The 13428-nt window shown below is 69.9% G+C and carries 9 protein-coding genes; 1 reads left to right on the top strand and 8 read right to left on the bottom strand.

Annotated elements, in window-relative coordinates; translation table 11 throughout:
• Positions 1–153 precede the first annotated feature (153 nt).
• From infB to ACMW4R_RS09120, 6 genes are all read right to left on the bottom strand, one after another.
• On the bottom strand, positions 154–2967 hold the full coding sequence (gene infB, locus ACMW4R_RS09145) for a translation initiation factor IF-2 (protein WP_418299714.1): 2814 nt from the start codon (positions 2965–2967) through the stop codon (positions 154–156).
• Between the two features lie 92 nt (positions 2968–3059).
• Complete coding sequence (locus tag ACMW4R_RS09140) at positions 3060–3311, bottom strand: YlxR family protein (RefSeq protein WP_081319165.1); 252 nt, start codon at positions 3309–3311, stop codon at positions 3060–3062.
• A gap of 33 nt (positions 3312–3344) precedes the next feature.
• Positions 3345–4334, bottom strand: coding sequence for a transcription termination factor NusA (gene nusA / locus ACMW4R_RS09135; protein ID WP_058629429.1), 990 nt, complete (start codon positions 4332–4334; stop codon positions 3345–3347).
• A 236-nt stretch (positions 4335–4570) separates the two neighbouring features.
• A complete protein-coding gene (locus ACMW4R_RS09130; protein WP_058597056.1) occupies positions 4571–5203 on the bottom strand; it encodes an HD domain-containing protein in 633 nt (210 codons plus the stop codon).
• A 146-nt stretch (positions 5204–5349) separates the two neighbouring features.
• Positions 5350–7845, bottom strand: a complete 2496-nt coding sequence (locus tag ACMW4R_RS09125; RefSeq protein WP_363337382.1) for a glycogen/starch/alpha-glucan phosphorylase — start codon at positions 7843–7845, stop codon at positions 5350–5352.
• An 86-nt stretch (positions 7846–7931) separates the two neighbouring features.
• Positions 7932–9770, bottom strand: a complete 1839-nt coding sequence (locus tag ACMW4R_RS09120; RefSeq protein WP_058629432.1) for an alpha/beta fold hydrolase — start codon at positions 9768–9770, stop codon at positions 7932–7934.
• Between the two features lie 116 nt (positions 9771–9886).
• On the opposite strand from ACMW4R_RS09120, the gene ACMW4R_RS09115 reads away from it, so the two are divergent.
• On the top strand, positions 9887–10696 hold the full coding sequence (locus ACMW4R_RS09115; RefSeq protein WP_418299713.1) for a DUF1206 domain-containing protein: 810 nt from the start codon (positions 9887–9889) through the stop codon (positions 10694–10696).
• Between the two features lie 6 nt (positions 10697–10702).
• Here the strand turns inward: ACMW4R_RS09115 and ACMW4R_RS09110 are convergent, their stop codons facing one another.
• Both ACMW4R_RS09110 and ACMW4R_RS09105 read right to left on the bottom strand, forming a co-directional pair.
• Positions 10703–11524 carry an aldo/keto reductase gene (locus ACMW4R_RS09110; protein WP_418299712.1) on the bottom strand — a complete coding sequence of 274 codons (822 nt, stop codon included), beginning with the start codon at positions 11522–11524 and terminating at the stop codon, positions 10703–10705.
• Positions 11525–11612: 88 nt separating this feature from the next.
• Complete coding sequence (locus ACMW4R_RS09105; protein ID WP_058614366.1) at positions 11613–13409, bottom strand: proline--tRNA ligase; 1797 nt, start codon at positions 13407–13409, stop codon at positions 11613–11615.
• Positions 13410–13428: the final 19 nt, after the last annotated feature.

Below are 13428 nucleotides of genomic sequence, written 5' to 3'. Positions count from 1 at the left end.
CCTCCCGCGGAGGGAGCCGCACCCAGCGTAGGCCGGAGGGGGTGTGTGCTTCCCCGAGCATCGGGTAGGGGCCCCGCTCTGCTCGGGGAAGCACACACCCCCCGCAGGCCGAAGCGGGAGCCGCGCCCGAAGACGCGACGCCCGCCCAGCGAATCAGCCTCGCGGCTTCTCGACGAGTTCCGTCGTTTCGATCTCGTCACCGACCTGGATGTCGTTGAACTTGCCCAGACCGATACCGGCCTCGAAGTCCGTGCGCACCTCGGTGACGTCGTCCTTGAAGCGACGCAGCGACTCGATCTGCAGGCCGTCGGCCAGCACGACACCGTCGCGGATGACACGAGCCTTGGCGTTGCGCGTGATCGTTCCCGACCGCACGATGACACCGGCGATGTTGCCGAACTTCGAGGAGCGGAACACCTCGCGGATCTCGGCGACACCCGACTGCACCTCTTCGAACTCCGGCTTGAGCAGGCCCTTGAGCGACTGCTCGACGTCGTCGATCGCGTTGTAGATGACGGAGTAGAACCGCACGTCGACACCCTCGCGGGCGGCACGCTCACGGGCCTTCGTGTCGGGACGGACGTTGAAGCCGATCACGATCGCGTTGTCGATCGTGGCCAGGTTGATGTCCGACTCGGTGATCGCACCCACACCGCGGTGGATGATGCGCAGCTGGACGCTGTCGTCGACCTCGATCTTGAGCAGCGACTCTTCGAGGGCCTCGACGGCACCCGACACGTCACCCTTGATGATGAGGTTGAGCGACTCGACCTTGCCCTCTTCGAGAGCACGGGTGAAGTCCTCGAGCGAGATGCGCTTGCGGGCCTTGGCCAGCTGGGCGTTGCGCTCGGCGGCTTCGCGCTTCTCGGCGATCTGGCGCGCGGTGCGGTCTTCCTCGGTGACGATGAAGACGTCGCCGGCGCGGGGAACCGAGTTGAGACCCTGCACCTGCACGGGACGCGACGGGTAGGCCTCTTCGACCGCTTCGCCGTTCTCGTCCATCATCGCGCGGACGCGGCCATAGGCCGTGCCGGCGACGATCGCGTCGCCGACGCGCAGCGTTCCGGACTGGATGAGCACCGTGGCGACCGAACCGCGGCCCTTGTCGAGCTTCGCTTCGATCGCGACACCGCGGGCCGCCTTGTTCGGGTTGGCCGTGAGGTCGAGCCCGGCGTCGGCGGTGAGCAGCACGGCGTCCAGGAGCTCCTGGATGTTCGTGCCCTGTCGGGCCGACACGTCGACGAACATGACGTCGCCGCCGTACTCCTCGGCGACCAGGCCGTACTCGGTGAGCTGCTGGCGCACCTTGGCGGGGTTGGCATCCGGCTTGTCGACCTTGTTGACCGCGACCACGATCGGCACGTTCGCCGCCTGGGCGTGGTTCAGCGCCTCGACCGTCTGGGGCATGATGCCGTCGTCGGCGGCGACCACGAGGATCGCGATGTCGGTCACCTGCGCACCACGGGCACGCATGGCGGTGAACGCCTCGTGACCCGGGGTGTCGATGAAGGTGATCGCGCGCTCGATGCCCTCGTGCTCGGTCCAGATCTGGTACGCACCGATGTGCTGCGTGATGCCGCCGGCCTCGCCCGCGACCACGTTGGTCTGGCGAATGGCGTCGAGCAGTCGCGTCTTACCGTGGTCGACGTGGCCCATGACGGTGACCACGGGAGGACGGATCTCGAGGTCGTCCTCGCTCTCGGCCTCCAGTTCGGCGTCGAGGTCGAGACCGAAGCCCTCGAGGAGCTCTTTGTCTTCGTCCTCGGGCGAGACCATCTGGATCTTGTAGCCGAGCTCGGCACCGAGGACCTCGAAGGTGGCCTCGTCGAGCGACTCGGTCGCGGTGGCCATCTCGCCCAGGTTGAACAGGATGGTCACGAGCGTGCCGGGCTGCACGGTGTAGCCGCGCAGAGCCTCGAGCTTGTCCGCGAAGTCGGCGATGGACGCACCGCGACGCAGGCGGATGATCTCGCCGTTACCCTTCGAGACGTTGACGCCGCCGACGACCGGCGCCGACCGCATCTCGAATTCCTGCCGCTTCGCCCGACGCGACTTACGCTGCTTGGACTTACCGCCGCCCTTGCCGAAGGCACCCGCGGTGCCACCGCCGGGACCACGGCCACGGCCACCGCCGCCACCGGGACGACCGGCGAACCCACCGGCGGGAGCACCGCCACCGGGGCGCTGGAAGCCGCCGCCGGCACCGCCGGGACGGCCGGGGCCGCCGGGACGCTGCTGGAACGGAGCGCCGGGACGACCGCCGCCACCGGGGCGACCGGCGCCACCGGGACGCGGAGCGCCGGGACGCGGGGCACCGGGACGCGGAGCCTGCGGACGCGGGATGTTGCCCGGGGTCGGGCGCTGGCCCATGCCCTGCGCCGAGGCGAAGGGGTTGTTGCCCGGACGGGGGCCGGCGGGACGCTGGCCCATGCCCTGCGAGGAGGCGAAGGGGTTGTTGCCGGGGCGCGGGGCACCGCCACCCGGGCGCGGAGCCTGGGGGGTGTTGCCGGCGGGGCCGGGCTTCGGCGCGGTGGAGCCGGGGCTCGGCGGCGAGGACGGCGTCTTCGCTGCGGGAGCCGCGGTCTTCTCGGCCGGGGCCGAGGGCGCGGGAGTGGATGCCGCGGGGGCGGACGCAGCGGGAGCCGATGCCGCGGGAGCGGCCGGAGCTGCGGGCTTCGCGGGTCCGGGGGTGGGGCCCGAGGGACGCGCGCCGGGGGTCGCCGCGGGACGCGCGGGGCCGGGGCGAGCGCCGGAGCCGGGGCGCGCCGCGGGAGCGGCGGGCTTGGCATCCGCGGAGCCGGAAGAGCCCTCGGCCGCCAGGGCGGCGCGGAGCTTACGAGCCACGGGGGGCTCGATGGTGGATGAAGGGCTCTTGACGAACTCGCCGAGCTCCTTCAGCTTCGCAAGCGCGACCTTGCTGTCGACGCCGAGCTCGGAAGCGATCTCGTGCACGCGTGGTTTTGCCACAATTCTCCTGTCTGGGGCCTACCCCGGACAGGGCAGACCGTTAGTTGCGGACGGGTCTCATTTCGAGCCGTTCACTTCGTGTCCATAGCCGTTCAGCCTTTTCGCTGGAGGGTTGATTCGAAGGTCTGCGTGTCAAGCGGGCCTGACACACGCAATGCTCGTACGAAGGCGCGACGTGTGAGAGCTTTTCCCACGCAGTCGTCCGTCTCGTGCACCCACGCTCCCCGCCCGGGCAGGACCGCTCGCTCGTCTCTGACGAGGACCGACCCGTCCGCGACCACACGCAGAAGCGAAGATCGGGGGGCGCGTGCGCGGCATCCGACGCACGTTCGTACAGGTTCCATCGTACACCTCGCCGTCAGCGCAGCGACGGCGGCTCAGTTGTCTTCGAGGATGCTGTCGGGCTGGATGTCGATCTTGGCGCCGGTGAGCTTGGCGGCGAGACGCGCGTTCTGCCCTTCCTTGCCGATCGCCAGCGACAGCTGGTAGTCGGGAACGAGCGCGCGTACGGCCTTGGTCGACGCGTCGAGGACGAACGACGAGGTGACCTTGGCCGGCGACAGCGCGTTCGCGACGAAGCGAGGGAGCTCGGCGTCGTAGTCGATGATGTCGATCTTCTCGCCGGCGAGCTCTTCGGTGACCGCGCGCACACGGCGGCCGAGCTCGCCGATGCAGGCGCCCTTGGCGTTGACCGTGGGGTCGTTCGCCTTGACGGCGATCTTCGAGCGGTGACCGGCTTCGCGGGCCAGCGACACGATCTCGACCAGGCCGGCGGCGATCTCGGGCACTTCGAGGGCGAAGAGCTTGCGGACCAGCCCGGGGTGGGTGCGCGAGACCGTGATCTGCGGACCCTTGTTGCCCTTGGCGACGCTCGTCACGTAGACGCGCAGCCGCGAACCGTGCGCGTAGGTCTCACCGGGCACCTGCTCCTCGGGCGGGAGGATCGCCTCGACCGTGCCGAGATCGACGTGCACCATGCGGGGGTTGGGGCCCTGCTGCACGACACCCGCGACGATGTCGCCCTCTTTGCCGCGGAACTCACCCAGAACGGCGTCGTCGGCGATGTCGCGCAGACGCTGGCTGATGACCTGCTTCGCGGCGAAGGCGGCGATGCGGCCGAAGTCGTCGGGAGCCTGCTCCTCTTCGCCGATGACGGCGCCCTCGTCGTCGGTGACGGGCGTGAAGATGCCCACGTGACCGGTCTTGCGGTCGAGCGAGGCGCGCGCGCCCGCGGGGATCTCGCCGCTGGGCGAGATGTGCTTGGCGTAGGCGGTGAGGATCGCCTGCTCGATGATGCGCGCGAGTTCGTCGAAGGGGATCTCCTTCTCGCGTTCGATCGTCTTCAGAAGTGCGAGATCGATGTCCACAAGGCCCTCCGTTGTTCAGCTTTCGTCGGCACGACCGGCGCCGACAACCCCCCTACGATACCCGGGATGCCACCGACTCGGCGACCCGAGCACGATCGCCCGCAGGTTGCACAGGCGTTTCCCGGGTGCGGCGCGCGGCACGCCACGCGGCACGGTGCGAAACTCCTGAGATTCTGACGCCGAACGTCCGGCGGGTCGCGGAAACAGGCCGCGAGCCGCCACGGACGCTCGTTTTCTCAGGAATTTCGCTCGGCCTCGGCCGCCTCCCCCAGCCGTTCGAGCGGATTCGCCGCGAGCTTGGCCACCACTCCCCCGTCGACCAGGCGCCGAGCCGCCGTGTCGGGCTTGCGCGTCGCCTGATCGAGCACGCACGCGCCGAACTCCTCGGCGAGGGCACCCCGCGGGTAGGCGACGAGCACCTCGGCGATGAACGCGGCGGGAAGAGCATCCGGCCGCGCGCCTGAAATGTCGAGCGCGGTCGCCGTCTCGAGGAGGTAGCCCTCGGCATCCATCGACGGATCCACGCTCGGCCAGTTGTGCCGCACGACGACGTCGAGAACGCGCTGTCGGCGCTCCCGCGGCCAGCCGGCCCCGGCGGTGAGGGCGACGCCGACGTGGCCGCCCGCGTGCTCGTACGAGATCGTGTGGTTGTCGAACTCCGTCACCGTGCCGATGTCGTGCAGCACCGCGGCGACGTAGAGCAGCTCATGGTCGATCCCGGTGATCCCGTCGATTCGGGCGAACGCCTCGGCCCACAGCCACGAGCGCAGCGCATGGGCGGTGATCGCGGGTGTCTGGTACTGCTCCGCCAGGGCGAGAGCCCCGCGAGCGGCGAGGGTGTCGGGCACGGGGATGTCGACGAGGTGCACGGGGCCTCCGGGTTCGGGTGGACCCCCACTCTGCCGCGCCCGCGCGATCGAGGGCAGGCGCGCGACGGTCAGAGACCGCCCGCTTCCTGCCAGAGAACGGATGCCGCTCGCCGGAACCGGCGTCCAGAACCGGCATCCGGAACCCCTCAGCTGATCGGCGTCGCGTGCCAGATGCGGTCGAGGTAGTCGCGCATCGCCCGGTCGGACGAGAAGTATCCGCTGCGCGCGACGTTGAGGATCGCGGAGCGGACCCACGCGTCCTGGTCGGCGTAGGCCGCGTCGACCCGGTCCTGCGCGTCGAGGTACGAGCGGAAGTCGGCGAGCGCCATGAACCGGTCGTCGTACAGGAGGTTCGACACGAGCGGCTCGAACACCGACCGGTCGCCGTCCGAGAACGCGCCCGAGGCGATCAGGTCGATCGCACGGCGGAGCTCGCCGTCTTCCTGATAGAAGTCGGCGGGACGATACCCCTCGGCCCACAGCGCCTCGACCTCGGGCTCGCTCATGCCGAAGAGGAAGAAGTTGTCGTCGCCGACCAGCTTGCGGATCTCGACGTTCGCACCGTCGTCGGTGCCGATGGTGAGCGCGCCGTTGAGGGCGAGCTTCATGTTGCCGGTGCCCGATGCCTCCTTGCCGGCGAGCGAGATCTGCTCCGACAGGTCGGCGGCCGGGATGATGCTCTCGGCGAGGGTCACGTTGTAGTTCGCCGGGTACAGCACCTTCAGCTTGCCCTGCACGCGTTCGTCGGCGCTCACGACGTCACCGACGGCGTTGATGAGGTGGATGATGCGCTTGGCCATGCCGTAGCCGGGAGCCGCCTTGGCGCCGAAGAGGAAGGTGCGCGGCTGCACGGCATCCACATCCAGGCGCCCCGAGACGATGCCCTCGTAGGTGCTGACGATGTGCAGCACCTTCAGCGTCTGACGCTTGTACTCGTGCAGGCGCTTGATCATGACGTCGAGCAGGTGACCGTCGTCGAGCGGGGCTTCGCCGCGCGCCTCGAGCACACGGCTCAGGCGCCGCTTGTTCGACGCCTTCACGGCCGCGAAGCGCTCGCGGAAGTCGGCGTCGTCGGCGAGGGCCTCCAGGCCCCGCAGGCGCTCGAGGTCGACGGTCCAGCCGGCGCCGAGCGCCTCGGTGATGAGCGCCGACAGCTCGGGATTCGCGAGACGCAGGAAGCGGCGGGGCGTGACGCCGTTGGTGACGTTGGTGAACTTGTCGGGCCACATCTGGGCGAAGTCCTTGAGCACGTTGTCGCGAAGCAGCTGCGAGTGCAGCTCGGCGACGCCGTTGACCTTGGACCCCGCCACCGTGGCGAGGTACGCCATGCGGACAGAGCGCGAGGGGTGCTCGCCGATGATCGACATGTTGCGGATGAGCATCTCGTCGTCGCCGAAACGCTCGCGCACCTCGAGCAGGAAGTCGTCGTTGATGCGGTAGATGATTTCGAGATGCCGGGGCAGCAGACGCCCGAGCAGGTCGACCGGCCAGACCTCGAGGGCCTCGGGCAGCAGCGTGTGGCACGTGTAGGCGAAGCACTTCTGGGTGATGGCCCACGCGGCATCCCACTCGAGCTTCTTCTCGTCGACGAGCACGCGCATGAGCTCGGGCACACCGATCACGGGGTGGGTGTCGTTGAGCTGGAAGATCACGCGCTCGGGGAGCTTCTCGAGGTCGAAGTCGTCGGGCAGGACGTTCTCGATGAAGTCGGCGATGGATGCCGCGACGAAGAAGTACTGCTGCTGCAGACGCAGCTCCTTCCCCTGGGGCGTGGAGTCCTCGGGGTAGAGCACCTTGGAGATGTTCTCGGCGAAGGTCTGCGCGCGCACGGACTCGACGTAGTCGCCCGAGTTGAAGGTGTGGAGGTCGAAGGCGTTCGTGGCGACCGCGCGCCACAGGCGCAGGGTGTTCACGCGGCCGTTGTGGTAGCCGGGGACCATCATGTTGTACGGCACGGCGAGCACGTTCCACTCGGGAATCCACCGGCTGCGCGTGACGCCCTCGTCGTCGTAGGTCTCGGTGTGACCGGCGAACGAGATGGTCTGCGCGGCTTCGGGGTGGGCGAAGTCCCACGGCGAACCCATACGCGTCCATGCGTCGGGCTGCTCGATCTGCTGGCCGTCCGCGAAGCTCTGGCGGAAGATGCCGTACTCGTAGCGGATGCCGTACCCGATGGTGGGAACGCTCATGGTCGCGAGAGAGTCGATGAAGCAGGCGGCGAGGCGGCCCAGGCCGCCGTTGCCGAGACCCGGCTCGATCTCGACGGCGCGCACGGCGTCGATGTCGATCCCGCACTGCGCGAGCGCCTCGGTCGCGATGTCGGTGAGGCGTGCGGCGAGGAGGTTGTTGTCGAGCTGGCGCCCGAGCAGGTACTCCGCCGACAGGTAGCAGACGGTCTTCGCCTGCTGGGTCTTCTGCTTCGCCCGGTCGTCGAACCAGCGCGCCATCAGGTAGTCGCGCACCGTGTAGGCGAGGGCGAGGTACTGATCGTTGACGTCGGAGGTCGACAGTGTCACGCCCTGGTCGAAGTTCAGATTCTGGAGGAACTGCTTCGTGAAGCCGTCCACCGACGCCGCGGGGGCGACGACGGGCGCGACGGCGAGCGGGTGAGTCGGGCGGAGCTCTGAGCTTTTGTCGGGCACCTAACGACCGTAATCAGTCCTGCGCCACCCTGCCAAGACGGCAATGGCCCCGACACATGATCTTCACCCGCACGCCGTATTGCGGGTCACCGCAGCCCGCACCCGTCGACGACCTGGGGCTTGCGTTCGATGAGGTTCTTGGTCCAGTCGTAGAGCACGGGCAGGAAGCGCGACTTCGGCAGGATCGGACGCAGGTGGTCGTAGCCCGCGTAACTCGCCCACCGCACGGGCTGCCCCTCGGCGCAGAGCTTGTCGATGTACTCGCGCTGGAGCTTCGGTGGGATGACCTCGTCGTCGGCGCCCCACGCCACGAGCATCGGCGTGCCGAGCGGTTCGGTCATCGCGTTCTCTTCGAGGCGCCGTCCGAGGGCGCCGTCGGTGAGGTCGGCGCTGTACAGCGGGCGGTCCTCCGAGACGCCCAGGGCCGTCAGGACCGACACGACCACACCGGGCTCCGTCGGGCACCGCTGCGTCATCTCGAGGACGATCGAACGCGAACCCTCGGCGATGTAGTCGTCGAGGTGGACGTCGGCGTAGGTCTCGGAGTACGGCACCAGCACCCAGGACGTGATGACCGAGAGCATCGCGTTCGGCGGTCCGGAGAGCAGTTCGCGCGCGAGAGCGGGCGGGTCGGCGACCGGTGCGACGACCGCCGTCCCGAGGACGTCGATGCCGGGCGCGTAATCGTCGGCGATCGCGGTGGTCCACAGGGCCGCGTGCCCGCCCTGGGAGTGTCCCCACACGACCGTGTCGGGCGAGAGGGTGAGGTCGCTGCGGAGCTCGGCCGCAGCCAGCACCGCGTCGAGCGACGAGCGGGCCTCGCCCTTGCCGATGAGGTACGGATAGGCGCCGGGGGCGCCCTGGCCCGAGAAGTCCGAGGCGACAACGACCCATCCGGCCTTCAACGCCTGCTCGAGAGCGGGGATCGCCCAGCGGGTGGCCGTCGAGTCACGGAGGCTCGGTGCGCACCCCTGCGCGACCCCCGTCGTGCCGTGGTTCCAGATGATGACGGGACGCGGCCCCGGCGGAGGGTCCTTGGGGGTGATGACCATGGCGCTCGCCACGGCGGGGCGGCTCACGGCATCCCGGGTCGTGTACAGGATCCGCGTGACGTCGCCGTTCTGCGGGGCACGCCAGGGCGAAGCGGCGGAACGGATCAACCGCCCGTGGCCGCTCGGCACCTCGGCGGGCGGGTTGTAGAACGCGTCGACCACGGGGGCGCCCTCGTGCAGCCAGTCGTTGAGCCACCACCCGCCCGCGGCTGTCGCGACGAGGACGAGCGAGAGCGCGTAGCGTCCGACGGCGGTCCAGCGGGCGCGCCGCCGCCGCCGACGGACGGCCCGGTCGGCGTCGAACGGCGTCGCTCGCGGACGACGACGACGGATGCCACCCACCCCACGCGCGAAGACCCCGACACCGAACACGATGGTGCGCACACCGAACACGACGGCGAGCACCAGCACGGTCACATCCGGCCACGTGAACGACAGCACCCCGAAAGCGATCTGCGCGATCCCCCACGCGAGCGACAGCACCCGGACGCTGACGGCACCGCCCGTGACGGCGCGGCCGACCGAGGCCAACCCACCGATCACCAGGAGGACGGCGAGGACCGACGGCAACAGCTCGAGACTACGCCCCAACCACACCAGGACGGCGACGCCCGCCACGATCCAGGCCACGGCGACGGCCCGCGCCCACCACCTCGTCGACCGGCCGAACAGTTCGAACACGCCCATGACCACGGCGCTCGCGCCGACGTAGACCCCGAGCAGCACGATCGAGGTGAGGGGCCGCGAGACGATGAGCGCGCCGAGCAGCACCACCACGGCTCCGACGATGAGGAGAACGCGCGGAGGTGCGTTGCGCGTGAGCGCGGGGAGGGCGTTCCACCGGCGCACGAGCGGTCGGCGGGAAGCGGGCATCAGGCCATGATAAACAGCGCCCCGGACCCGATCGCGCCCCCACCCCTCGGACACAGCGCAGGAGAGTCGTGCGCAACCGGCTGTCATTCCGACGCCGGAGCGCATACGGTTCCGGGATGCCGTCTTCCGCCCGATCCGCCGCTCGCGAGGCCGAGGCGAACCCCGCACTGCGCATCGCCGCCCGCGCGGGCTATGTGGCCAATGGCATCCTGCACCTCCTCGTCGGCGGGCTCGTGCTCGCCGTCGGCTTCGGCGCGGCCGAGGACACCGACCAGACGGGGGCTTTCCGGGCGGTGGCCGCTCTGCCGCTCGGCGCCGTAACCCTCTGGGGCCTCGCCGTCGGACTGGTCGCGCTGGGCGGCTGGCACCTGCTGCAGGCCGTCGCGCCGCGCGGGCTGTCCGGCCGCAAGCGGGTCGCGCGGATCGCGGCGGAGGCACCGCAGGGCATCGTCTTCGTGGTGATCGGGGTGATCTCAGCGGCGGTCGCGCTCGGCGCCCGACCCCGCGCGGAACAGACCACCGAAGATCTGAGTCAGAGCGTCCTCACGCTGCCGATCGGCGGATTCGTGCTCGGGACGGCCGGGCTCATCGTCGCCGGAGTCGGTGTCGGCTTCGTGTGGATGGGCGTCCGACGCTCGTTCCACGACAAGGTGAGGATCCCCGACGGCGCGGCGGGACACGCCCTCAGCGCCCTGGGCGCCGTGGGATTCGTCGCCAAGGGCGTCGCGCTCGGCGTGGTCGGCGTGCTGGTGACGATCGCTGCCATCCGCGTGGAACCCGATACGGCGGGGGGCCTGGACGGCGCCGTGTCGGTTCTCATGGCACTGCCCGCGGGGCCGCTGCTCGCGGTCCTCGTGGGCCTGGGCTTCCTCGCCTACGGCATCTTCACGATCTTCCGCGCCCGCTACGCGCGGCTCGACACCTGAGCGGGCTCAGTCGAGCGAGGGGTCGCGCCCGGTGCGCTCGCCCGTCTCCAGCGTCGCGATCGCGGCGTGGTCGTCGGCGTCGAGGGTGAAGTCGAACACCTCACCGTTCTCGCGGATGCGGCCGAGCGACACCGACTTCGGGAACACCACGAGTCCGCGGTCGAGGTGCCAGCGCACGACGACCTGCGCGGGGGTCTTGCCGTAGCGCGCGGCGATCCGCGCGAGCACGGGCTCGTCGAGTAGTCCGCCACGGGCGAGAGGGGCCCAGGATTCGGTGACGATCCCGTTCTCGGCATCCCAATCCACCAGCTCGTTCTGCGGGAACCGGGGGTGCAGCTCGACCTGGTTGACCGACGGCAGCAGCCCGGTCTCGTCGCGCAGGCGCTCGAGATGCGGGATCGCGAAATTGCTCACGCCGATCGAGATCGCGCGTCCTTCCTGCTGCAGGCGCACCAGCGCCTTCCACGTCTCGACGTAGCGGTCGGCACTGGGGATCGGCCAGTGGATGAGGTACAGGTCGACCCGGTCCAGGCCGAGGCGGGCGGCGCTCTCGTCGAACGCGCGCAACGTCTCGTCGAAGCCCTGGTCGTCGTTCCACACCTTCGTCGTCACGAAGACCTCGTCGCGATCGAGACCCGAAGCGCGCAGGCCCTCCCCCACCTCGGTCTCGTTGCCGTACAGGGCGGCCGTGTCGACGTGGCGGTAGCCGGCGGCGAGCGCGCCCTCGACGAGGCCCGCGGTGAGATCCGCGGGCACCTTGTAGGTGCCGATGCCGAGCTGAGGGATCGTGGAGCCGTCGCGGAGCGACAGGCGAGGGGCCGAGATCATGGCATCCACGCTACCGGCGGCAGCCTCCCGGAAACGGCGAAACGGCACCCCTTGACCCGTGCGGGAGGGATGCCGTTTCGGCAGGCTGTCAGCGCGTGAGCGCCGCCACGGCGTCGGCGACCGGGAGCGTCTCGCGCTCGCCCGTGCGGCGGTCCCACAACTCGACCTCGCCGTCGGCGGCACCACGTCCGACGATGAGGATGCGCGGGATGCCGACGAGCTCGGCGTCGCCGAACTTCACACCCGGCGAGACCTTGGGGCGGTCGTCGTAGAGCACGTCGAGCCCCTGCGCCTCGAGCTGGTCGGAGACGGATGCCGCGAGCTCGAACGCCGCCGCGTCACGGCCCGTCGCCACGACGTGCACGTCGAACGGCGCGACCGATTCCGGCCAGATGAGGCCCTTGTCGTCGTTGTTCAGCTCGGCGATGATCGCAAGGATGCGCGTGACGCCGATGCCGTAGGAGCCCATCGTGACGGTCGCGAGCTTGCCGTTCTCGTCGAGCACCTTGAGGCCCAGCGCTTCGGCGTACTTGCGGCCGAGCTGGAAGACGTGGCCGATCTCCATGCCGCGTGCAAGCTCCACCGGGCCCGACCCGTCGGGGGCCGGGTCACCCGCGCGCACGGTCGAGACCTCGACGAAACCGTCGCCGACGAAGTCGCGGCCGGCGACGAGCGAGTGCACGTGCTTCTGGTCGATGTTCGCGCCCGTGATCCACGCGGTGCCGTCGACCACGCGGGGGTCGAGCACGTAGCGGATGTTCGTCGCCGACTCCTCGCCCAGCACGGGACCCGTGGGCGACCAGGGGCCGATGTAGCCCTTCACCAGGAGCGGGTTCTTCGCGAAGTCGGCCTCGGTCGCGGCCTCGACCTCGGCGGGAGCGAAGGCCACCTCGACGCGCTTGTCGTCGACATCGCGATCGCCGGGCAGGCCCACCACGACGAGCTCGCGCGTGCCGTCGAGGTGCGTGAGGGCGAGGACGACGTTCTTCAGCGTGTGCGCCGCGGTCCACGCGGTGGCGTCGGCCGTGGCCGGGCCGGCGATGCCGGGCGCCGGGGCGTCGAGGTGAGCGTTCGCGTGATCGACGAGGGTCGCGATCGTCGGGGTGTTCGGGGAGTCGAAGATCACGGCCTCCGGCTGCCCCTCGATGGGAAGAGCTTCGGGCACCACCGTCGTGAACGCCTCGACGTTGGCGGCATAGCCGCCCGCCGAGCGCACGAAGGTGTCCTCGCCGATGGGGGTCGGGTGCAGGAACTCCTCCGACTTCGAGCCACCCATCGCGCCGGCGTCGGCCGCGACGATGACGTATTCGAGCCCGAGGCGCGTGAAGATGCGCTCGTAGGCGTCGCGCTGCGCCTGGTACGACGCGTCCAGCCCGGCATCCGTCGCGTCGAACGAGTACGCGTCCTTCATCGTGAACTCGCGGCCGCGCAGGAGGCCAGCGCGAGGACGCGCCTCGTCGCGGTACTTGTCCTGGATCTGGTAGATCGTCAGCGGCAGGTCCTTGTACGACGAGTACAGGTCCTTCACCAGGAGCGTGAACATCTCCTCGTGCGTGGGGGCGAGCAGGTAGTCGGCGCCCTTACGGTCCTGCAGGCGGAACAGCGCGTCGCCGTACTCCTCCCAGCGGCCCGTGACCTCATAGGGCTCACGGGGCAGCAGCGCCGGGAAGTGCACCTCGAAGGCACCCGCATTCGCCATCTCCTCGCGCACGACCGTCTCGATCTTGGCCTTGACTCTCAGACCCAGAGGGAGCCACGCGAAGATGCCCGGGGCGTTGCGACGGATGTATCCGGCGCGCACGAGCAGGCGGTGGCTCGTGACCTCGGCATCCGAGGGGTCTTCGCGGAGCGTGCGGAGGAAGTAGTTCGAGAGACGGGTGACCACGATCATCGAGTCTACGGCG

It is taken from the genome of Microbacterium sp. S1037, from assembly GCF_048381605.1.
GTDB classification, from domain to species: domain Bacteria; phylum Actinomycetota; class Actinomycetes; order Actinomycetales; family Microbacteriaceae; genus Microbacterium; species Microbacterium testaceum_B.
Note: the sequence above shows the minus strand (reverse complement) of the source record. Positions and strands in the feature narration are given on the sequence as shown.

Coding starts and splice junctions, on each gene's coding strand:
- ACMW4R_RS09115 (WP_418299713.1), top strand. CDS start 9,887: ATGCCGTCTTCCGCCCGATCCGCCGCTCGCGAGGCCGAGGCGAACCCC.
- ACMW4R_RS09120 (WP_058629432.1), bottom strand. CDS start 9,770: ATGCCCGCTTCCCGCCGACCGCTCGTGCGCCGGTGGAACGCCCTCCCC.
- ACMW4R_RS09140 (WP_081319165.1), bottom strand. CDS start 3,311: ATGGAACCTGTACGAACGTGCGTCGGATGCCGCGCACGCGCCCCCCGA.
- ACMW4R_RS09110 (WP_418299712.1), bottom strand. CDS start 11,524: ATGATCTCGGCCCCTCGCCTGTCGCTCCGCGACGGCTCCACGATCCCT.